Source organism: Desulfosporosinus sp. HMP52 (assembly GCF_000765145.1).
Classification (GTDB): domain Bacteria; phylum Bacillota; class Desulfitobacteriia; order Desulfitobacteriales; family Desulfitobacteriaceae; genus Desulfosporosinus.
On the sequence record NZ_JMGA01000015.1, the window covers coordinates 1 to 22,148 of the forward strand.

At 44.1% G+C, this 22,148-nt stretch carries 16 protein-coding genes, 1 tRNA gene, 1 pseudogene and 1 other annotated feature; of the genes and pseudogenes, 13 read left to right on the forward strand and 5 right to left on the reverse strand.

Features of this window, described 5'->3' with window-relative positions; all coding sequences use genetic code 11:
- The 4 genes from DP73_RS05345 to DP73_RS05360 all read left to right on the forward strand — a co-directional run.
- Positions 1-1,393, forward strand: a 1,393-nt coding sequence (locus tag DP73_RS05345; RefSeq protein ID WP_034598042.1) for a Wadjet anti-phage system protein JetA family protein, incomplete at its 5' end; no start/stop codon positions are given.
- On the forward strand, positions 1,374-1,982 hold the full coding sequence (locus DP73_RS05350; protein ID WP_034598043.1) for a DUF4194 domain-containing protein: 609 nt from the start codon (positions 1,374-1,376) through the stop codon (positions 1,980-1,982). The genes DP73_RS05345 and DP73_RS05350, both read left to right, overlap by 20 nt.
- Positions 1,951-5,415, forward strand: coding sequence for an SbcC/MukB-like Walker B domain-containing protein (locus DP73_RS05355; protein WP_052090414.1), 3,465 nt, complete (start codon positions 1,951-1,953; stop codon positions 5,413-5,415). Before DP73_RS05350 ends, DP73_RS05355 begins: the two co-directional genes overlap by 32 nt.
- A gap of 44 nt (positions 5,416-5,459) precedes the next feature.
- Complete coding sequence (locus DP73_RS05360; RefSeq protein WP_034598044.1) at positions 5,460-6,761, forward strand: Wadjet anti-phage system protein JetD domain-containing protein; 1,302 nt, start codon at positions 5,460-5,462, stop codon at positions 6,759-6,761.
- A gap of 99 nt (positions 6,762-6,860) precedes the next feature.
- Here DP73_RS05360 and DP73_RS05365 read toward each other — a convergent pair.
- Positions 6,861-6,933: transfer RNA gene (locus DP73_RS05365), tRNA-Thr, on the reverse strand.
- A 560-nt stretch (positions 6,934-7,493) separates the two neighbouring features.
- On the opposite strand from DP73_RS05365, the gene DP73_RS05375 reads away from it, so the two are divergent.
- Positions 7,494-7,808 (forward strand): hypothetical protein, encoded by a 315-nt coding sequence (locus DP73_RS05375; protein WP_052090416.1) that lies wholly within the window; start codon positions 7,494-7,496, stop codon positions 7,806-7,808.
- Positions 7,809-8,052: 244 nt separating this feature from the next.
- Here DP73_RS05375 and DP73_RS05380 read toward each other — a convergent pair.
- The 3 genes and pseudogenes from DP73_RS05380 to ilvB all read right to left on the reverse strand — a co-directional run bounded on the left by DP73_RS05380 (position 8,053) and on the right by ilvB (position 10,991).
- Positions 8,053-8,571 (reverse strand): annotated as a pseudogene (locus DP73_RS05380) (DUF3102 domain-containing protein).
- 180 nt (positions 8,572-8,751) lie between these two features.
- Positions 8,752-9,249, reverse strand: a complete 498-nt coding sequence (ilvN, locus tag DP73_RS05385) for an acetolactate synthase small subunit (RefSeq protein WP_034598047.1) — start codon at positions 9,247-9,249, stop codon at positions 8,752-8,754.
- 14 nt (positions 9,250-9,263) lie between these two features.
- Positions 9,264-10,991: a biosynthetic-type acetolactate synthase large subunit gene (ilvB, locus tag DP73_RS05390; RefSeq protein WP_034598049.1), complete on the reverse strand. Its 1,728-nt coding sequence runs from the start codon at positions 10,989-10,991 to the stop codon at positions 9,264-9,266.
- A gap of 64 nt (positions 10,992-11,055) precedes the next feature.
- Positions 11,056-11,341, reverse strand: a binding site (T-box leader).
- Positions 11,342-11,687: 346 nt separating this feature from the next.
- On the opposite strand from ilvB, the gene DP73_RS05395 reads away from it, so the two are divergent.
- The 8 genes from DP73_RS05395 (at position 11,688) to DP73_RS05430 (ending at position 20,215) form a co-directional block, all read left to right on the forward strand.
- Positions 11,688-12,278 carry a hypothetical protein gene (locus tag DP73_RS05395; RefSeq protein ID WP_034598050.1) on the forward strand — a complete coding sequence of 197 codons (591 nt, stop codon included), beginning with the start codon at positions 11,688-11,690 and terminating at the stop codon, positions 12,276-12,278.
- Positions 12,279-12,460: 182 nt separating this feature from the next.
- Positions 12,461-12,718, forward strand: a complete 258-nt coding sequence (locus tag DP73_RS05400) for an acyl carrier protein (protein WP_034598051.1) — start codon at positions 12,461-12,463, stop codon at positions 12,716-12,718.
- A gap of 288 nt (positions 12,719-13,006) precedes the next feature.
- Positions 13,007-13,780, forward strand: coding sequence for an acyl-CoA dehydratase activase (locus DP73_RS05405; protein WP_034598052.1), 774 nt, complete (start codon positions 13,007-13,009; stop codon positions 13,778-13,780).
- A gap of 177 nt (positions 13,781-13,957) precedes the next feature.
- Positions 13,958-15,199: a 2-hydroxyacyl-CoA dehydratase family protein gene (locus tag DP73_RS05410; protein ID WP_034598053.1), complete on the forward strand. Its 1,242-nt coding sequence runs from the start codon at positions 13,958-13,960 to the stop codon at positions 15,197-15,199.
- Entirely contained in the window at positions 15,186-16,322 is a 1,137-nt protein-coding gene (locus DP73_RS05415) for a 2-hydroxyacyl-CoA dehydratase family protein (protein ID WP_034598054.1), read from the forward strand. Before DP73_RS05410 ends, DP73_RS05415 begins: the two co-directional genes overlap by 14 nt.
- Positions 16,323-16,731: 409 nt before the next feature.
- Positions 16,732-18,177, forward strand: coding sequence for a DEAD/DEAH box helicase (locus tag DP73_RS05420; RefSeq protein ID WP_034598055.1), 1,446 nt, complete (start codon positions 16,732-16,734; stop codon positions 18,175-18,177).
- Between the two features lie 182 nt (positions 18,178-18,359).
- On the forward strand, positions 18,360-19,352 hold the full coding sequence (locus tag DP73_RS05425) for an NADH:flavin oxidoreductase (RefSeq protein ID WP_034598056.1): 993 nt from the start codon (positions 18,360-18,362) through the stop codon (positions 19,350-19,352).
- A gap of 14 nt (positions 19,353-19,366) precedes the next feature.
- Positions 19,367-20,215, forward strand: a complete 849-nt coding sequence (locus DP73_RS05430; RefSeq protein WP_034598060.1) for an amidohydrolase family protein — start codon at positions 19,367-19,369, stop codon at positions 20,213-20,215.
- Positions 20,216-20,705: 490 nt separating this feature from the next.
- Here the strand turns inward: DP73_RS05430 and DP73_RS05435 are convergent, their stop codons facing one another.
- Positions 20,706-22,148 (reverse strand): MATE family efflux transporter, encoded by a 1,443-nt coding sequence (locus DP73_RS05435; protein ID WP_052090417.1) that lies wholly within the window; start codon positions 22,146-22,148, stop codon positions 20,706-20,708.

The window sequence follows — 22,148 nt, forward strand, 5'->3', positions numbered from 1 at the left end:
GCTCCTTTATGAACAACATAAAAGCAACCGTTTCGGAATCGAATATGACCTGATGCGTGACCTTTTTCAGGAATTGATTGAGACTCAGCAGGAGTTGGGTTACGCCTTCGATTCTGAGGAAGATCAAATTGACACGGGTGCGTCCGCCTTGGTTGAGCCTGATTTGAGCGAAATGGACCTTTTCCGTGCCCAGGCGAATACGATCTTGCGACGCTTGAAGAACCTCGGCTGGTTGGAAGTGGAAACCAGAGATAACTTCAAGCAGTATATCGTTCTGCCCCATTATTCAAGCCGGATTCTCCAAGTGCTGAAGGAACTTTGTGAAGAGCGGACTGTTGAGTTCCAGCGATTCGCCTTTGTGACCTACCAGCTCTTAACCAGTGAGGAAGCCAAGCGGCGTCCTGCATTCGCGATGATCGAAGCGGAAAAAATGACGGAACAGTTTATTGGGGAGCTGACGATTCTGGTCAATAACATGAAGCATCATGCCGAGCAAGTGGCGGCTAAAGCCAGCCTCCAGGAAGTCTTGGATCATCATTTTGACGAGTATAAAACCAAAATTGTCGACCGCAGTTATCATCGCTTGAAAACTTCCGACCACGTCTCCCGTTACCGTCATCAGATCTTGGACTGCGTTCAAACCTGGTTAATGGACTCTGCTTTTTTTCAGGAAGCTATTGAAGATGGGCTGCGCAGTGAATTTTTTACAACCCGTGCCGACGCGGAATTCAAGCTTCGCGCCGCACTTTTAACCATAGAAGAAGTTTATCGGGAATTGGATGAGGTATTTAACCGGATTGACCTGCGTCATAATCAATATTTGCGTGCCTCCTATGACCGGGCTCGGTACTTAAGCCAACATTCCCAAGGGGTGGATCAACGGCTGGCCGGGATCTTAGATTGGCTGTCCGCACGAGGCCGTCAGGGGGATCGGGAAGCGGATAAAATTCTCGGGTCGGAGGGACTGCATTTTCTGACCATTTCTCAACTTTCTGATACTTCCCTGCTTCCTGCCCGTAAAAAACGTGCCCCTTTGCAGCCCGCTGATTATGAAGTCCTGGAAATTCCGGAAGGTCTTAAAAATGAGCTTCGGGAAAAGTCCCTGGCTAAAATGCGCCACAGCATCTCCCGGGATAAGGTTAGATCCTATGTTCTAGAGCGCTTGGGACAAAGGGAAGAGATGGGGATCTCGGAATTGGCCCCCCAGACACTTGAAGAGTTCCTCTATTTAACCTATGTTTACTTATACGGTTATGATGGGGAGACGGGCTATATTCTGGATCGAAGAAATAAGCGCATCTTAGACATCGGAGGCTACCGCTTCTATGATCGTCAGATTCGCCGCGTACAAGTAAGGAAGGGAGGCACGCGCCGTGTTCGAAACTCTCAGTGAACAAGAACGGGAAAAGTTACGTGATCTGATCAATCGTTTGCTTAAGGTGAACTTTTTAATCAAGGAATTGGAACGGGAGCGCTATCAGGCAGCCCGAAAACTCCGTCCTCAGCTTGAAGAATTCTTTAAGTTCTTAAATTGGGATTTCCAACTGGATGACCGGCATGAGTGCGTTTTCGCTTTCTCCAAGGATGGTGCTCACCGGCTGAGATTGACCAGGGATGAAAGCATTGCCCTCTTAGTGCTGCGCCTAATTTATCAGGAAAAACGTCAAGGGGTTATTCTAACCGAGTTTCCTCTCACCACGAAGTATGAAATCCGGGCTAAATATGAAACCTTCCGACTTCCTTTCCCGGGAAAGACCCGTTTCCTGGAACTGATCAGACTCTTTACCCAATATAAGCTTCTCCAGCCCTTGGATGAAGAGGTTAACCTGGATGATTGTCGTTTCAGGCTTTTTCACACCATGCTCTATGCTTTAGATGCGGATTCCATCGAGAGAATCCATGAGCGAATCAAGGCCTATGACCTAGAACTCGATGAAGAGGAGTTATTCGATGAAGTGGATGAAACAGCTGCGGCTCGTTAACTGGCACTATTTCCAGGATGAAATCCTGGAATTTGGCAAGCAAACCCTTATTTCCGGGCGCAACAGTGCCGGGAAATCAACCATCATTGACGCTATGCAGGTGCTTTTTATTGCCGACCTGCGTCAGATTCGCTTTAATCCTGCGGCTCATGAGGAAGCTAAACGCTCCATTATCAACTATCTGAGAGGGAAAATCGGCAGCGACGAAAAATCCTATGTTCGGGAACGGGATTTTACGACTTATATTCTCGCCGAGTTTTATGATGATAAAACCCGGGAGTCCTTTGTTGTGGGAACGGTCTTGGATGTCTATAGCGATAACAAAATAGATGACGAACACTTTATTCTTCCCGACCTGAAATTCTCCCAACTTGAGTTAAAGAACGAAAAAGGGAGATTTCGGAACCGGGAAGAATTCCACAGCTATGCCCTGCGCCTGCGGCCGAAAGGCCAGTTTTACCGGGTCAAGCTGGAATATCAGAAAGCCTTCCGCAGCCGGATGGGACAGCTGGAACCGCGCTTTTACCGCACTTTTTTGCGGGCTTTGTCCTTTAAGCCCATTCAAGATATCCGTGAGTTTGTCTATATGTATATTCTCGATGCTAAAGAGCTTCAACTCCAGGTGATGAAAGAGAACTTTGATCTTCATGAACGCTATCAAAGAGAACTTGAAGCGCTCCTGGAGCGGCAGACCGTTCTCGACCAGATTGCCCGACAGCATGAACAGGGGATCAGGTTGCGGGATATCGTCGTGACTCAGGAGTACGCTATACGCGGTCTTAAACATCTCGTGCTTACGGAAGACCTGGCTTTAGTTAATCAGACTTTGGTGTCAGAAGAACGCCAGTTGGAGGACTTGCAGGCGCAAATTACTCTCTCCGAGGAGCAGCACCGTGAAGCCCGGAGTCGTGCCGAAGAATATCTGCAGAAGTATTCCACCCATGAGCACAAGAAAGAACAGGAACAATTGACAAAGACACTCCGGGAACTTAATCAGGACCTCCAGGAGAAACAGCGTTACCTGCAGATCTTTGAGTCCAAAGTCAAGCGGGAAATTACTTTGCTTGAAAACCTCAAATCTACCATGGATTTGACCACTGATTTCTGGAAAAAAGATGATCAGGATGAATTGCAGAAAGGGATCGATGCCCTGCAGGGAGCGCTTTTAAATTGTCAGACCGCAGAAACTCAAAGCTTATCCTTTGAAGTGGAAAGGATTGAGGAAAGCTTCCGAATAACAGGACAGTTTTTGGCTGGACTCCAAATGCGATTTCATCAGGCTCAGACCCGGCTGGAGGACAAAATAAGGGAGCAGGAAACCCTCCAAACCGGCTTAATTCAAGATATCCGCGGACTGGAGCAAAAGAAGAGACCCTATAAGGAGGAGATCCTGCGCTTAAAAGCCTTGCTCGAAGAGCGTCTGGCCGGACGATCCCCCGTCTGGATCTTCTGTGAAGAGCTGGAGGTCCTCGATGAAGCCTGGCGCAATGCCATCGAAGGCTATCTCCACACCCAAAAGTTTGACCTGCTGGTTGAACCGGAGGTCTTTGCTGAAGCCCTTCACCTCTATGAGCAAGAAAAATGGGCCCATCGCCTAGAGGGTGTCGGGCTAGTGGATACGGACAAGGAAAAACGATACAGGGGGAATCAAGACCGAGGGTCTCTGGCAACCCTGCTTCAAACCGAGAATCCCGTGATCCAAGCTCGGATTGATCATTTATTGGGCAGGGTCATAAAGGCCCAAGATGAACAGGAGCTGCGTCAGTATCCGACGGCCATTACTCAGACCTGTATGTCCTACCATAACTTAGTAGCCCGTCAAATCCCGAAAGCTCGTTATGAGGTGCCCTATATTGGTTCACAGGCCATTGTCCGGCAGCTCGAAATTAAACGGAGTGAGCTGGAAAAGACGGAAGCATTGCTGAGAGAATTGCAGCGGCAACGCGATGTTACTCGCCATTGGGTTGTCAATTTAGCCGACCGTGGAAGCCTCTATGACAACTTTGCCGATGGTCTCGAACTCCCGGCAGAGGTTCGGAATTTAGAATCTACGCTTAAAGAGCTGCAAATTAAGTTGGAAAACCTGGATCTCAGTGAAGTAGACCGGCTTAAAGCAGAATATGATGCCTGGCGCAAGCGAGAAGATGGGCTTTTTGAAGGATTGAAAAAACTCAGTGGCCAGGTTGCCGAACTGAAGGTAAGCATTTCCGAAAACAAAACGAAACACTACCTTATATCCCGGCGCACAGAAGAAGCCCAAGCTCATTGGGATTCCTGGAAAACCAGCTATGGGCCGGAATATTGGGACAAAGCAGAGGAACGCTGGCAAGAGGCCTCTAAACAAGAGCTGGCAGCTGCGACGAAGCTCACCAATTGGGAAAACAGCCAAAAGGGCAATGGAACCCGTCGGGACCAAGAGTTCAAGAAACTCCACGAACTGCGTCAGACCTATAATATTCGCTACACTTACAGTGGAGATTTGGACGCTGAAGATAACACTTCCTATCAAAGCCTTCTCGATGAAGTGGCAGGTGTGAACATCCCGGAATACCAGGAAAAACTAACTGCAGCCATGCAGCAATCGGAAGAAGAATTTAAATCTGACTTCATTGCCAAGATGCGCGAAGCCATAGAAATGGCCCGTTATGAATTTAACCAGCTGAACCTGGCCCTCAAATCATTCCCCTTTCACGAGGATAAATACCACTTTGAAGTCCGGCCCAGCGATAAATATAAACGGTTCTATGAAGTGATTATGGACCCCAATATTATTGAGCGCGGTTCTTTGTTTGATGCTCTGGTCGATGAGAAAGCAGATGCTCTTCATGAACTCTTTGAACGGCTCGTGCGCGGTGAAGCCGGGGATCAAGAAGAATTTACGGATTATCGGCGCTATCTTGATTTTGACATTGCCGTCACCAGCAAAACCGGGCGTTACCTCTTCTCGCAGGTTCTCAAAGAGAAATCCGGCGGAGAAACCCAAACCCCTTTCTATATTGCGGTATTAGCTTCCTTCTATCACCTCTATAACTCCGGGAAAACCCTGCGCTTGGTGGTCTTCGATGAAGCTTTCAATAAAATGGACGAAGAGCGGATTCAAACAAGTTTGCGCTTGATCAAGCAAATGAATCTGCAACTCATAGCCGCGGTACCCGATGAAAAGATGCAGCATATGGCCCCGGAAGTATCGACGACGCTGATCGTCCATCGGGAAGGGCATCACTGCTTCGTAGATATGATCAGTCGTGCCGAGATCTTGGATAATCTCAAGGAAACAGAGGAAAGGGGAGAGACCGGAGAGACCGAAGAAAACATAGAGGATAAAGAACACCTTGGAAACAAGGAAAAAAACGTGGACGAGGATAAGCATGATCAGACCTCTCCCCAAAGCGGTGGTCTTTTCGCTGATGAACCAAGTTTGTTTGACAATTAATCTTGAAATTTCCATGTGTATGTTGGAGAAGAGAGGAGGGCAAAATGGCACAGAAATCCGTTGATCAGTACAAACGAAGGATTCTCTCACTACTGTTAAAGAAATATGAACGCAGTCAGTCCTTCCAGGCCGGAATTCCCGGTAAACAGCGCCCCCAAATGACCATCAAAGGTTCAGAACTGGCCAAGGATTATGACGATGAGATGGATTATCGAAAACGAGAATTGATCCACAATGCTCTCCAAGAACTCTGTCATGAGGGAATCACAGAAGTTACTTGGCCTAAACATAAGGAGAATATTGAGGTAGGAAAAGTCTACCTTAACTTTGAAGGAGTGGAGAGAGCCTATCTGCATACCGGTGAAAAACCTAAAGGTGACAAAATTCGTCAACTTGCAGAGCTCTTAATTCCTCTAGTCCATCATCCCTGGGACTGGGTTCGAACTTGGGGAGAAGAGACTTACAGGAGGCTGGAGGAAAGAAGACCTTCCGGGCTGGACTTAGACGATCATCAGGGATATGGGGACCTGGTTCAGGTTCTTTTGGCACTCCCCGGGCTGGAGGAGAATACTCCCAAACGAGTTCTCAGCCAAAAACTTTTTCAAGACAGCAAGCGCTTTGAACAAGGTGTCGAACGGCGTTTGTTGAGCCTGTTGCGCAAAATTTATCCCGAAGAATTAGAGAAAGATGAGGATTATCTGGATCAAGTGGGGATTGTCGAAAATCCAAAAATGACACTGGTTTTTGGCCCCCTTGAAATAGAAATGCCGACTGAGTTAGTTGGTAACTCAGCAACTGAAGAGGACAGGGCAAAGAGCCTTGGATTTAACTTTAGGGCCTTTCAAGGCGGACTTGGACTATCCGCAGAATCCATCAAAGAGCTCTCCATCCGGGACATTCCTGCCAGAGCAATTCTCCTTGTCGAAAATCTCACGACTTACCATGAAGTGATTCGACATCCAGTCCAGCTTTCTGCGCCGTTGCTTGTCATCTATACAGGAGGTTTCCCCCATAAGTCGACCCAGAGACTCCTTAAGAAAATTTCCACCTTTATCGAGACTCAGAACCCTCTGTCGCTGGAAGGAATTTATCACTGGGGGGATATCGATTACGGGGGGATTCGAATCTTTGAGTATTTGAAAGAGCACTTCTTTCCTTCCTTACGGCCTTACCGAATGGATGTCGTGACTTATTTGGACTATGTAACTACCGGACTCTCCTTTGGGGAAGAACAGTGTCTGAAACTTGAACAGTTGTTGACGTTACCCGGTTATGAGACATGGCATCCTGTAATTACGGAACTTTTGCGGCATAGGAAACGGGTAGAGCAGGAAAGTATCCGTTAGATATTACCTAGGTTAAATTAATCCTTCCTATTATTTATGGCATAAAATGAAGCAGGTCTAGGCCTGCTTTACGTTTTTGGTGGAGTGAATAACGTTAAATGGAGCTGGTGATGGGAATCGAACCCTCAAGCTGATAACGAATCAACTACTCTTCCAATCGAGCTGCACCAGCGTGTATTTTATCAAGAGTATTAAAAAAGTCCTTCCTAATTATAAACAAGGCAATTTAGACGTTCGAAAGCTGCCCCAGTTTTTGACGAGTGGTGTTTTACCGTATTTAGGATCTTTGCTAATACTAGCTATATTTGCTAAAAGCATCCCCGCTATTGCAGCTGTTTTTTATACATCTGCTGGACGGTAGTGGCAAAGTTTATGGGTTGATATCAAGGATAAATTGACTAAACTGATCAATGGCGTGGAATCCAGTAGCTTACATAAAGAATACTTCGTTATATACTATGTAAAATCCTCTAAAAATTCAGATAACTTGTGCAAGTATTCTGAATACATGTTGACGTTCTTAATCATGGCAAACTATTACATTGATATTCTCTTAATATGCGCATATAATAAGAACACTAGTTCGGTATAATGCCAAATACATGTACTGTGAGGCGAGTTATATGAATGATGTATGTGCAGATTGTCATCGAATGTTGCATTGTATGGAGCCTTGTGAAGCCTGGTTAATTGCCCAGAACCAATGTCCAGTGTGTGGAAATAAACTTATTCATGTTGGAGGATGCACCGAATGCATCACTGGAGATTGGGCGAAGTGTGGTTAGTATGAGAATTGTTATGAAGCCGATTGAAGCCATTACAACCCACTCCAAAGAGGGAGTCATACGCCCTGAGAAATATAAGATTATTGAGGGGGAGGAAACTATCGTCGTTCGTATTGATAAAATACTTACCCGCAGTGAGGAAAAGTCTGTAGGCTGTCGGGAGCTCATCTTTAATTGTCAGGGAGTGATAAATGGTTACATTAAAAACTTTGAATTAAAATACAGAGTCCCTGAATGCAAGTGGTTTCTGTATCGGATATAATTTGGATGTCCACCCAGGACGTACAGCAATCGATAAAACAGTTTTTTGAAGGCTTGAGTACATAGATAATTGAAGCAATAGTGAGTATTCGGGAGATCAGTGCGATTCTTTGAAACACGAAATAACACAACAATGAAAACGCCAAAATCAGCCGTTGAGCCTGATTTTGGCGTTTTTTGATCTAGGTGTTCTAGTTACTTGACATAGTCGTAGTTATCGGCCTCAAGTGCGAAGCAAAGGAAAATTATTCCTTGATAATGGGGATGGAGAATTGGGCTAAGGAAAAAGCTAGAAATGTCAAAGAGACTAAGATCTTAATTATTAATCCGCATATTTGTCTTTCTTTCTCCTCAATGGCCTGAGCTTTTTCTGCTTGGGCCTGATCTCTGTCCTCAATCGCCTGATTCTTTTCGTTGACTGTTTGCTGCAGCTCTCGGGTGGACATATTATCAATGGCATTGTCTTCAACGAATTTCTCCCGCTCTTCTTCCGGGACACCTAAGAGGATAAGGGCTTGGGTGTAAGTCAAATTGTGCAGCGCTGCATAATTTGAACTGTTGTTTCCTTCGGAAACGTCGAGGGGTTTGGGGCCGTACTCCTTATAGATTTGCATGAGTCTGGTGGCGGTGCTTTGGGAGTAACTGACCGATTATTTCAGCCACTGGCCCCATTCCCCATGCTTGAGTAAAGCCTTGGCTTCTATCAGACGCCGACCTAAGAGGGGCTGCCATGTGAGGTTCTGACCAACAAAGATGATATCCAAAATTGCTATGGTTTTCTGTTAATCGATTAACTCAAAGGCAATCGTCTTATCATCTATCCGGTCAGCAACAAGCCATCGAATTTAGGTAGATTACCTGCTATTGTCATCAAGTGAATAGAATAGTAAAAAGGCACCGCAACGGATTGCGGTGCCTTTTTACGAGAATGAACTACCCTATAATCACCGCTCAGTGATACTGATAGATTCTATGGCCACACTTCCGCCTCTAACCACTTCAATGGTTTGGAAATCACTGCTCAAGAGAGTAATCAGAGCGTTGTTCTTGCTTTCTGTTTGAACGCATTCCATCAAGACACTTTCTTTATCATAATCGATGATTGAAACACCAAAGACCTCAGCAATTCTGAACAATTCGTCCAGATCCCCTTTAGAGCATTTTCTGACTTTAACAAAGAGCAGTTCTTTCATATGAATGGGACTATCAGTAAAATCGACGACCTTGATGACTTCTACGCAGCGATTTAATTGCTTCTTAATCTGTTCAAAGGTCTCATCGTCACTGATTAATCTTATGGTCATTCTGGAAACAGTTTCATCCTCTGTCATGCCCACCGTCAGACTTTCTAAATTATAGGCTTTGCCTGAAAACAGGCCTGAGATCTTGGCCAGAACCCCGATATCATTTTCTACAAAAAGTGAAAGCCAGCGTTTTTCCATGTTTTTTGCCCTCCTTAATATTCTAAAATCATCTCATACAATGGTTTGCCGCCTTGGACCATAGGCAGAACAAGATCGTCTTTGTCGATGATAAATTCGATGATCGTAGGACCATCCGTGTTTTTTAAGGCCTGATCGAAGGCGGCCCCAATTTCCCCTTCTGTGGTCACCCGGATACCTTCCGCTCCGTAAGCTTTAGCCAAGGCCACAAAATCCGGTGAATAGGGAGGACATTGATCACTTGTACCGCTGCATTTTCTGGGGCATGATTTCCTGCGTCTGGTACAGATACTTGAATAATTCTTTTCGAAAAAGAGGGTTTGAACTTGTCTTACCATGCCTAAAGAACTGTTGTTAAACAGGCAGATAATCACAGGAAGCTCTTCCGCCACAGCAGTAGCCAGCTCTTGAATGTTCATCTGCATTCCCCCGTCACCGGAAATGCAAATCACCGTTTTATGCTCATTACCCAGTTTGGCACCTAGGGCAGCAGGGAAACCATAGCCCATTGTTCCCATACCCCCTGAAGTTAGGAGCTGCATATTCCTATTTAACTCTAAAAACTGAATGGTCCACATTTGGTGTTGTCCCACGTCCGTCACGACGATGGCGTCTTGGCAGGTTTCATTGATATGGTCAATGACCTTTTTAGCTGTCAGCCCGTTGTTACTCTGCATAGTAAGGGGGTGTGCCCCTTGCCAGCTTAAAAGCTGCTTCAGCCATTCCCCTGTCTCATGCTCGTTTACATAGTTAAGCATAGCTGTAATGGCTTCTTTGGCGTCTGCGACAATGGGTATATCCACCTTAATATTCTTGGAGATGGCGGCTGAATCAATATCTATATGCACGATTTTAGCATTGCGGGCAAATTCACTGATTTTACTCGTAACCCTATCACTGAATCTTGTTCCGATGGAAAAGAGCAGATCACATTCCGTAACGGCCATATTGGCGGCATAACTGCCATGCATGCCTACGTTGCCGAGATAGTAGGGATGTTTCGTATCAATACTGCCTTTGCCCATCATGGTGGTGACCACAGGAATCTTGGTCAGTTCCACCAGCTTGGTCAGTTCAGCCTGGGCTCCGGCGATATTGACGCCTCCGCCAATCAGGAAAATTGGTTTTTGGGAAGTATTTAATAAATCTACCGCCTTTTTAAGCTGTCCGATGTGGACTTTTGTACTTGGCTTGTACCCCCGGATATTCACCTTGTCCGGATATTCATCACTGCCTAACTCCACCATAACATTCTTAGGCAAATCAACTAAGACCGGACCGGGTTTCCCGGTTCTGGCAATATAGAAAGCTTCTTTGAGTATTCTGCCTAGATTCTTGCGATCGTTAACAATAACTCCATGTTTACAAATATTTCTGGTGATCCCGACGATATCGGCCTCCTGAAAGGCATCGTCGCCAATCAGACTGGAGGCAACCTGCCCGGACAAGCAAACCAGCGGCACACTGTCATAGTAAGCCGTTGCAATTCCGGTGACCATGTTTGCTGCGCCGGGACCGCCGGTCACCAGGCAGACTCCCACTTTACCTGTCGAACGTGCATAACCGTCTGCCTCATGAACCAGGGCCTGCTCATGGCGCGGCAAGACAACTTTAATGTCATCTTGGTGATAGAGTTCGTCGAAAATATCCGTTACCAGCCCGCCCGGATAGCCAAAGAGTGTATCTACTCCTTCTTCCTGTAACGCTTTTACCAATAAACTGGTGCCTCTGATTTGTTGCATAGTCTTGTCTCCTCCTTAAAATTTATAAAAGGAAATAAAAAACCCTAAGCTAAATTTTACTTTAGCTTAGGGCGAATCTACTTCCGTGTTACCACCTAAATTCAGAGGAAAAACCTCTGCACTCTGTCAGTACGGAAAACATGTATGGTCCTGAATAAAATCAGCACGACTACTGTGATCGATACCGCTTTCCTTGTAACGGTGGAAACTCCGTTGAAGTCTACTGAAGATTTCTCTCGTTCGGTTCACTGCTCAAAGGCTACTTCCATACTTCCTCCATGAAGATTCGCACCAACCATCTTCTCTCTTAAATATCGGGAGTATGTACTTCTCCTTATCATCGCATTGCAATTTGCTTTTGTTTGGTCAGTATATCAAGGATCTTAGCCGGTGTCAATATCAGGATAATGATTTGCAAAACAGTTATATAACACAATTTTACGCTATTTATTCATAACCCGGTTCATAAGGCGCATAGAACACATTTCCCCGCACATTGTGCAGCTGTCCTGATGATATTATCACTAAGCTAGGGGAGAAGTGGCGGCCATGCGGCCGCTGTTTGGCATTTTAGATGACTTTCAATGGGGTGAGGAATTATGCCCCCCTCGGTATTAAAAATAATATATAAGAAGGAAATAGGAGGTAAGATGTGGAATGGAAGTTGATATATTAATCTGGTAAGAGGTAAATTAAATGAATATGCTTTTAAGGGAATTTAAATTATTCATAGGTTCATCAATCTTTGTTTGGGTTTATCTAATAATCCTTTTACTTGGGGGAGTAACAAGAATTGCTGAGGCAGCATGTGGAATTTTGCTTGTGAGTATTTTTTTATTCCCATTAATAATTATCTGGGGAATAATAGTACCGGTAGGGAATATTTACTTTCACTTAAAGAAAAAGAAGGCCGTACATAAAGGCAGAATTGTAGTTTTCTTTACTTTATCTTGGGTATTATTTAATTTTGCCTATAATGGTATCATAACTGGCTACCAAACTTATGAAGAAATATATGTTTTTGGAGGAGTCGAGGGGCATAAAAGTCTTGAAGATAAACTCAAAACTTATATTAATAAGAATTATGAGAATGTAGATAACATATATTATTCAACTAAATCTGCTCTATTTGTTCCACAGAATGAGAGCCAAATGACTGGAGATAATGTACCCATGGTTATTGCGAATTTCCGGATAGGAGACCAGGGTACTGGATATGTAACTGTTGAATATGTAAATTATAAATGGCAAGAACCTGATGAAAAATATTATTCATTTAATAAATAGGTAGGAAGGTCAGATCATTCGAGGTCTGGCTTGAATTGTTGGAGTATTACACCATCGCCTGAAATTTGTCTGATTAACTTTGCGCTATACAATAAACCAGGCGTCCATGTGATATAATTCTTGGTGCATGAATTCAGCCAACACAACATTAATAAGCGTTGAGGGAAGGTGTGTGACGAAAAATGGAAGACCGAGTACTATTCATTTTAAATCATATTTTGCAAAAGAAAAAAAGAAAGATAACTCTGGAGAGCCGTTTGCGGGAAGACTTATTTGTGGATTCTATAGATATGTCGATGATTATTGGAGATCTGGAGGATGATTTCGAGATAACCATTACGGATGAAGAGTTTGCAAATTTGGTTACCGTCAATGATATTGTGGAACACCTGAAAGCTAGAGGTTTATCTGATTACGAATTGATTATAGATTCGGTATAATTGGAGAAATCTTTCTGAGACAAGTTCAAGCGTCCACCTTTCACATTAAATAGTGAAAGGTGGACGTTTTTTTAAATTCCTCCCTTCCCGTTCGTTGGAGTTCCATGCTATTTGGTAAAAGAAGGATTTAAGCGGCTTTATGGAGAAGACGGTTATATAGAAATTCAATGTAGCTCTTTATGAAAATTTAGGTGGTTAAGTCTGGCCCTGGACTGAGATGGATTGGATCATTTGCATAGTCCATAGTAATTGCTATTATACATTACTAAGAAGGAAGGGGGGCTGTAATTGATAACTGCAGGTGTGGACATTGGATCTACCTCATCTAAAGTTGTAGTTTTGGAAGATGGCAAAAAGATTTTAAGTAAAGTTATAATACCTGTCGGTGCAGGAAGCAGCGGGCCGGCGAGAGCCTTTGAACAGTCTATTCGGGAGGTGAATTTGAGTCGGGAGGATATAAAAAGGGTGATTGCAACGGGATATGGCAGAACTCATTTCCCGGGTGCGGACCAACAGATTACGGAAATAACCTGTCACGCCCGTGGAGTTTATGAACTTCTTCCGGGTGTAAGGACGATTATTGACATCGGTGGTCAGGACGCTAAAGCAATCAGGGTTGGACAAGGGGGAATTGTCTCTAACTTTATTATGAATGATAAATGTGCAGCGGGTACCGGAAGGTTTTTGGAGGTCATGTCACGGATTTTAGAAATTAATATTGAGGATTTAGCAGATTTAGCTGCCTTAGCAGAAAACCCAGCCTCAATCAGTAACACTTGTACAGTGTTTGCAGAGTCTGAGGTTATTTCTCAGCTTTCCGGCGGTACCTCTCGTGAGGATGTTGCAGCGGGTATTGTCAATTCTGTGGTAGGCCGTGTTGCCGGACTTGTAAAACGTTTAGGCGTGCAAAGTGAGGTTGTTATGACCGGCGGAGTGTGCCTGAACTGGATGATTATTAGGATGATGGAGAAAGAGCTTGCTATACCCGTCATGGCTTCTCCCATGGCACAATTGACCGGTGCCCTTGGGGCTGCTCTGTTCGCTTTCGAAAGTGCCAGATAACCCCTCAGGAATAGGATAGGGCTTTACAGTACTAAAATATTGCCAATATTCAATATATTATAACAAAAATGGGCCGGTAGTGGAGGGGGCTTAAACAGTTGATCCAGATGACCAACAGGGTGGAACTAATACTTGCCTGGGAATTGAATGATTCAGATGAAAAAGGGGTGACTTTAAGTGCCTGAAAAACTTACGTCAAGAAATTTACTAAATCAATTGCAAACTCGTCATTATACAAACGCCTACACAGCCAAAATGAAGGGACAATTAGTTGGCTGGGCAACGTCAATTTTTCCTCAGGAATTCTGTGAGACTATGGATTTAACGGTAGTTTATCCCGAGAATCATGCCGCTGCCGTTGCTGCTAAGAGAGGAGCCTTACCACTGTTAGAGCAGGCTGAAAGCGAAGGGTACAGCGTGGATTTGTGTTCCTACGCCCGGATTAATCTGGCCTATATGAAATCTCAAGCAGCAGAAGTCCCTATCCCACTGCCTGACTTCATTTTATGCTGCAATAATATTTGCAACACCCTTATAAAGTGGTATGAAAACATCGCCACAGAACTTAATATTCCTATGATTCTTATTGATGTTCCATTCAACCATGGATATGAACCAACCCCGGCAGCCATCGATTACATTAAGTCAGAGTTTGAGGAGTGTATCCGGCAGCTTGAAACAATCACCGGCCGCCAATTTAATTTCGAACGTTTTCAGGAGGTTATGAAATTATCCAACGAGAACTCACGGGCCTGGAAACGGGCCCTGGATTTAAATCAAGCAGTTCCGGCCCCCTTGAATGGTTTTGAACTATTTAACTATATGTCCCAAATGGTCTGTGCCAGGGGTCGCAAAGAAACCGGGGAATTGTTCAAGCTCTTGATTGAGGAATTAGAGGAAAAAATCAGCTTGGGCAAGTCTTGCTATGAGGATGGAGAAAAATGCAGGGTGATGTGGGACGGCATCGCTTGCTGGCCTCATATTAAGCATAACTATAAGGCTTTGGCAAAGAGCGGGATCAATATTGTTTGCAGCAGCTATCCGGAGGCCTGGGTTTTGCTCTATGAGCCGGGAAACATGGATGAATTAGCCCGGGTCTATTCCATGATCGGCAACAACACTTGCATGGAATACCAAGCCGATCGAAGAGAGGGAGAGGTTAGGAACTTTAAGCTTGACGGCATATTGTTCCATGTGAATCGAAGCTGCAAGGTAATGGCCTTTATGCAATATGAGCAGCAACGCTTGGTTGCAGCTCGAACCGGTGTTTCCATCATGAATTTTGACGGAGACCAGGCCGATCCTCGTAATTTCGCTGCGGCTCAGTTTGAAACCCGTCTTGAAGCTTTAATGGAAATTGTATCTCAAAATAAGTCAGCTAAGAAAAGCAAAGAGGTGATGAATAATGACCCAGCTTAAGGAGCTATTGTCAACCCTGGAACATGTGGCTAAACATCCGGCTCAAGTTATTAATAAATGTCTTGAAGATAAGCGGCTGATGATCGGCTGTACCCCGGAATATTGTCCGGAGGAAATTGTCTACGCTGCTGGAATGCTGCCGGTGGGTCTATGGGGTGGGGCAACGAGCATCAGAAACGCCAATCAATATTTTCCCGCCTTTGCTTGTTCTTTAGTTCAGACCACCTTAGAGCTTGGGATGCGCGGAGTATACGACCAACTTGCAGGAGTGATTATCCCCGCCCACTGCGATCATCTAAAGTGTTTCGGACAGGATTGGAAGGTTGCTGTACCCCAAGTCAGGTTTATACCCCTTGCTCATCCAATTAACCGCAAATTGGAGGCAGCTGTTGAATACTTAAAAAGTGAGTATTCCCGAATTAAGAGTGTCCTTGAAGAAATTGGCGGCAAGCCAATTTCTCATCAGGATTTAAGTGAGGCAATCGAGGTCTATAACCTTCATCGGAAAACTTTAAGGGAATTTACGTTGATTGCTCGGGATTATTGCACTACAATTACCCCTAGCGTCCGACACAATGTTATCAAGAGTGGTTACTTCATGGATAAGCTGGAACATACTCAACTTGTCAATTCTCTGATTGGAGAGTTAAAAAAAGCTCCTCCCGAAGAGTGGAAAGGGCAGAAGGTTGTTTTAACAGGGATTATGGCCGAACCTAAGGAGATCCTGGACATGTTCGAAGAATATGGCTTGGCCGTCGCAGCAGATGATCTGGCTCAAGAAAGCCGGCAATTCAGAACGGATGTACCTGAGGGAAAGGATCCACTGGAACGATTAGCACGTCATTGGAGCTGTATGGAAGGCTGCTCATTACTTTATGACCCCCAAAAGAACCGTCGCTTTATGCTGAAAACAATGGCTGAAGAGAGCAGGGCAGATGGCGTTGTGGCCTGCATTATGAAGTTCTGTGAAATGGAAGAGTTCGATTATCCCATTTACAAGAAAACCTTGGAGGAAGCTGAAATCCCTTTGCTTTATCTGGAATTAGATCTGGCAACACCTTCTTTAGAGCAAGTAAGAACCAGAATCCAAAGCTTTGCGGAAATGATTTCTCTGAAACCATAAGGAGGCCATTCTGTGCCATGTCGATGTTAGGGGAGTTGGTCGGGTAGAGGTTAGAGGGAGTAAAAGTCGTTTTTGTTAAGTGACTTTACTTCCTTTTCATATCCTTTAAGCCAAAGCCTACGAGGAGTAAACTATATTAGTCTTTTTATGATAAGGTGGATATTCGTGCGTACAGACATCTACAGCCGTTTTCTGAGATGTAATGTGCGCTTTTTGTTATTTGTTGACGCTAATTCAATTGTTCTTGGCTTCCAATACATTCACTGCTCTAGAACTGGTGAAAAGCTAAGTACAAATTTGCTTAAATATGGATTTGCATTATAATTTAGTTTAGGTTTTCCCCAAGTATTTGGTAATCTTATACTCTGAAAACCTGAATCAGGAATTGTAATGAAAGAGAGACCTCTAAATGAACAAGGGTAATTTTAACGACTTTCAATTAAGTAGTGAATTATTAAAAGCAATTAGCTTACTAAATTTCATCAGTCCCAGCAAAGTCCAGGAGCAAGTGATCCCAGCAGTCTTGGCCCAAAAGGATATCATCGTCAAGTCCCAGACCGGAAGCGGAAAGACGGCGGCCTTTGCTATCCCTATTTGTGAATTAGTGGATTGGGAACAGAATAAACCGCAGGCATTAGTGCTTACCCCCACCAGAGAACTCGCAGTTCAGGTCAAAGAAGATTTGTTTCATATCGGCAGATTTAGAAGAATAAAAGTAGCAGCAGTTTTTGGTAAGTACCCTTTTCATCTTCAAGAAAAGGAACTTAAACAAAAAACCCATGTTGTGGTTGGAACCCCGGGTCGCTTGATCGATCATCTCGAAAGAGGGACCTTGGATATATCGAATATAAAATACCTGGTCATTGATGAAGCCGATGAAATGCTGAATATGGGCTTTATCGAGCAAATCGAAAGGATCATTGCCAACTTGTCTCATGAACGGGTGACCGTTTTATTGTCAGCGACAATGCCCCAAGACATCAATGTGTTATGCAGTAAAATTATGAGAAATCCCATCCGCGTGGAAATCGAAGAACCGAATCCGGCAGCGGATCGGATCGCGCAGGAAAGATATCTTGTCGATCAGACAGACAAGATGAAGCTTCTTCGAGATCTAACGATGGTTGAAAACCCGGACAGTTGTATGATCTTTTGCAATACTAAGCAAACTGTCGATGAAGTATACACTGAACTCGTGAATCTGGGCTATTCTTGTGATAAACTTCATGGTGGAATGGAACAACGAGATCGATTGAATGTCATGAAGGATTTTAAACAAGGATATTTCAGATATCTATGTGCGACAGATGTTGCCGCAAGAGGTCTGGATATCGAGGACATTACCTTGGTCATCAATTATGACATCCCCTACGACCGAGAAAGCTATGTTCATCGGATCGGAAGAACAGGCCGAGTCAACAAACTGGGTAAAGCCATAACCTTTGTTACCAAAAATGAAGATAAGTTTTTAAAGGAAATCCACGATTACATCGGCAAAGAGATTCTTCTAAAGGAAAGACCGGAAGAAGCAAGGGTGCATGAGTCGAAACAGGATTTTATGGCGAAAAACAATACCTTGCCAGAAATTAAGGAAACAAAAGGCGTGCAGTTGAGCACCGAAATTATGAAGATCCATGTGAATGCCGGGAAGAAAACAAAGATGAGACCCGTCGACATTGTGGGCACGCTTTGCAGTATTGAGGGCATAACCCCGGCAGATATCGGAATCATCAATATCCTGGATGTATCAACCTTTGTTGAAATCTTAAACAATAAGGGTGAGTTGGTGTTGCAGAATCTGCAGAACACTCCGATTAAGGGCCGGCTTCGGAAGGTAAGTAAAGCAGACCGGTAAACTCAAGAACTAGGTGCTTTAACAACGGTTCATACTGAATTAATAAACACTAATCATTTACATTAATTCCCGTTGCAGTCGGGAATATTAAAAAATGTATCAATCGTATTCTCGAATACGAGATCAGATAAGACAGGCTTTTTCAATGGGATAACGTTTGAAACTTGAGGAGGGTTCCTTTTATGGCGCATTTACTAGATACATTGCAAGCGGGCTCGTTGACCCTGCATAATCGTCTGATTATGCCTCCCATGGCCACTGCCAAGTCCGAAGAGGACGGTGGTGTAAGCAAGGCGGTTCTCGACTATTATCAAGAAAAATCGAAGGGCGGCTGTTTCTCACTTATCATTGTTGAACATAGTTTCGTAAGTCCAAAAGGTAAAGCGAGCAAGAATCAACTCTCTGTCTCTAATGATCATCTGGTGGAAGGATTACGTAGTTTAGCCCAGGTTATTCACAGCAATGGTTCAAAAGCTGTAATGCAAATTAATCACGCAGGTAGTGCCACCTCTCAGGAAGTCATCGGAGAGATTCCGGTCGCTCCCTCTCCTGTTCCTCATCCTTGGAATGGAAATACCCCTAAAGAGCTTAGCAAACAGGAAATTACCGATATCGTCCAAGCCTTTCAGGATGCTGCCCGTCGTGTCAAGGAAGCAGGCTTTGACGGGGTGGAGATCCATTCTGCCCACGGCTACCTACTTAACCAATTTTTCTCCCCCTTGAGCAACCAGCGAACTGATGAGTACGGTGGAACGATTCATAATCGCCTTCGCCTCCATCTGCAGGTTATCGCAGCAGTCAAAGCTGTTGTGGGCAACGATTTTCCACTACTCTTACGGTTAGGGTCTTGCGATTATAAAGAAGGCGGCATCACGATTGAAGATAGCCAGATAGCAGCTAAAGAATTCGAGAAAGCAGGCATCACCATTCTCGATATTTCCGGGAGTTTCTTAGGTTATAAATCTCCGGGGAGTTCTGAGCAAGGCTATTTCTCCCCTCTGACAGAAGCAATTAAAAAGGTTGTATCCATCCCTGTCATTCTAACTGGCGGCATTACTGAACCCCAAGCGGCTGAGAAATTGCTGGGAGCAGAAAAAGCTGACCTCATCGGCGTCGGTCGCGCGGTATTACAGGATTCTCAATGGGCGAAAAAGGCAATTGAAACATTGCGATGAGGGGGAATGGTACTTTGAAAATCATTGATGCGCATTTGCATTTTTCGTGTCGCCCTGGATTTAATGAAATGGCGAAAAATATATCTCAAGTGGAATTTAGTGCTCAAGGGCTAAGACAAGAGTTTGAACAAGCCGGTGTTGTAGCTGGAATCATCATGTCAACCCCCAGTCGGGAGCCCAACCAACCTTCGGGGAGTCCGGAAGAATTTGTTTTGGCAGATGGGACTGTAGAAGGGTTACTTTCTTGTGTAGGCGTCAATCCTGAAAGGCTTAAGGAAGATCATAAAGAACTTGATTATATTGAAGGAGAACTTAAAAAAGAGGGAGTGACAGGGATTAAACTCTATCCCGGTTATTTTCCATATTACGTGTATGATTCGATTTATGATCCCATCTATGAGCTAGCTCGCAAATACCAAGTTCCTGTGGCGATTCATTGTGGGGATACACAATCCCCAAAAGGGCTTTTAAAATATTCCCATCCGTTAACGATTGATGAGTTAGCTGTAAAACAAGAGGACGTTACCTTTGTGATCTGTCATATGGGCGTCCCGTGGATGATTGATGCAGCAGAGGTTACCGCCAAGAATCATAATGTTTACACAGACTTATCCGGACTCATCGCAGGGAATAAAGAGCAGGTGATGAAAATCAAAGATAAAAGGCTTTACGTGGAGTATATACAACAAGCCTTAGTCATTTCGAATTGCTATAATAAAGTTCTATTTGGATCAGATTGGCCACTTGTACCTATTAAACCTTATATAGAATTTATCAAGCATGTTATACCGGAAGAGTATCACGAAGCTGTATTTTATCGAAATGTGCTTACGGTTTACCCCAAACTTAATGAAATTTTGTAAGAGAATGCTGCTACGTTTAATTGCGTGGAGCCGAACAGCTTGCCTCCTCAAATTCGGATTCGAATCCGAATTGAACTACAGCCAGGCGGTGCTTCTATTAGGGATCCAAAAGGAGGAACGGGCGCAATTCATCAGCTTATCGCTTCTCCTTTAACGATAAAAGCTTGACCCTTGGGGCGGATTTGGTCAAAGTTAAGTTGTCCGATTCGCAAGCAACATCTTGATTTACTAAAGCAAATGCCAATAGATCGTTCAATCTTTGAAATCTTGGCTCAACAACCAGAGTTAAAAAGGAAGGTGACAGTATGGGAAGGTCTAAATAGTAGATGGAATATTCGTGCGCACATACAGTCAATATCTGAGATGTATGTGCGCTTTTGATATCGGGATGGATCTTCCCCGGTCGTTCACTACAAATTGAATACCCTCCTGCGCAGATTTAATGCAGGAGGGTATTTTCATTTAGACGACCCGTGCCTTCAGACAATGTCTAGCTTCGTCCAGTTATGGGAGATGGTCTATTATCCGTGCCCCCGAAATGATTCATGGCAGCATGATCCATCGTCTTGTCTTCGCGGGATGCTTGATCATGTTGCATTTTAGTAATGTGTTTCATTTCTAAATAAATTAGGATAGCAGTTAATAGTGTTGCTAATCCATCTGCAATAGGGGCTGTTCTCCAGATGCCATCGATTCCCCAGAATTTTGGCAAGAATATTAAGAGAGGGATAAACAGTAAAACCTGTCTGGACAGACTGAGTATAATGGAGGGGGTTGCTTTTCCCACGGCTTGAAAGTAACTGGAACCAATGATCTGAAAACCAATCAAGGGGCACAACGCAAAATATACAAGCATGGCCTCAGCCGCCATTTTCGTAAGTGCCACATCGTTGTTACTGAACAGTCCTACGATTTGTGTTGGCCATAGATAGATAGCTAAAAAGCCAAGGATAGAAATCCCTGTGCCTGCAATGGCTGCCTTCTGCAAAGCCTCTTTTACTCGGGCATATTGCTTCGCTCCATAATTATAACCAATAATGGGTTGAGCTCCCTGACTAACACCTACGACAGGCATCAATAGTAACATAGAGACGCTCATAATGATTCCTACGGCAGACAAAGCCAAATCTCCGCCATAGGCGAACAGACTTTTGTTAAGTATCAGATTTTGAAGGCTGTTCGCAAGCTGCATAGCAAAAGGTGCGAATCCTATGGCCACAATACTGGTTAGTATAGCGATCTGAGGTTTCATATTTCTCAACCTGATTTTTACGATGCTTCGTCCTGAAAAGAAATAGCTTAATACCAAGAACGTCGTAACCATCTGACCTGATATTGTTGCTAAAGCTGATCCTTTAATACCTAAGCTCAATTTAAAGATAAAGATATAGTTTAGCACCACGTTGATAAACGTGCCTGTCAGTTGTGTAATCATGGCCAATCTGGGATTGCCTTCTGCTCTTATGAAGTTGTTCATGCCCATACCGAGTGAGCCTAAAACGGAACCCAACATGATAATGTGCGTGAAATCTCTGGCATAGGGTAAGACTTCCGGACTGGCACCAAATAGAATCAGAATGGGATCTGAAAAAAGAAGATAGATGACCGATATAATTAGGGGTAAGATAATTAACATCGTTAAGGCGTTGCCGATGATTTTTTCCGCTTCTTCCTTTTTCTGTTCTCCCAGACGTATAGAGATCAACGCTGTAGCCCCAATTCCTATCAGCATCGAAAAAGCCATCAAAATAAGCATTATTGGAAAGGCTACTGTTGTCGCCGCAATAGCCAGTGACCCAATTCCCCGGCCAACAAATATTCGGTCAATAATATTATAAAGTGCGTTCACCAGCATACCGACGATTGCTGGAAGGGAGAATTTCCAAAGCAAACTGCCAACGTTCTGCTTCCCCATGGCTAATTCATTGTTCAT

Coding starts and splice junctions, on each gene's coding strand:
- DP73_RS05420 (WP_034598055.1), top strand. CDS start 16,732: ATGAACAAGGGTAATTTTAACGACTTTCAATTAAGTAGTGAATTATTA.
- DP73_RS05375 (WP_052090416.1), top strand. CDS start 7,494: ATGTTGGAGGATGCACCGAATGCATCACTGGAGATTGGGCGAAGTGTG.
- DP73_RS05395 (WP_034598050.1), top strand. CDS start 11,688: ATGAATATGCTTTTAAGGGAATTTAAATTATTCATAGGTTCATCAATC.
- ilvN (WP_034598047.1), bottom strand. CDS start 9,249: ATGGAAAAACGCTGGCTTTCACTTTTTGTAGAAAATGATATCGGGGTT.
- DP73_RS05425 (WP_034598056.1), top strand. CDS start 18,360: ATGGCGCATTTACTAGATACATTGCAAGCGGGCTCGTTGACCCTGCAT.
- DP73_RS05360 (WP_034598044.1), top strand. CDS start 5,460: ATGGCACAGAAATCCGTTGATCAGTACAAACGAAGGATTCTCTCACTA.
- ilvB (WP_034598049.1), bottom strand. CDS start 10,991: ATGCAACAAATCAGAGGCACCAGTTTATTGGTAAAAGCGTTACAGGAA.
- DP73_RS05415 (WP_034598054.1), top strand. CDS start 15,186: ATGACCCAGCTTAAGGAGCTATTGTCAACCCTGGAACATGTGGCTAAA.
- DP73_RS05435 (WP_052090417.1), bottom strand. CDS start 22,148: ATGAACAATGAATTAGCCATGGGGAAGCAGAACGTTGGCAGTTTGCTT.
- DP73_RS05400 (WP_034598051.1), top strand. CDS start 12,461: ATGGAAGACCGAGTACTATTCATTTTAAATCATATTTTGCAAAAGAAA.
- DP73_RS05355 (WP_052090414.1), top strand. CDS start 1,951: ATGAAGTGGATGAAACAGCTGCGGCTCGTTAACTGGCACTATTTCCAG.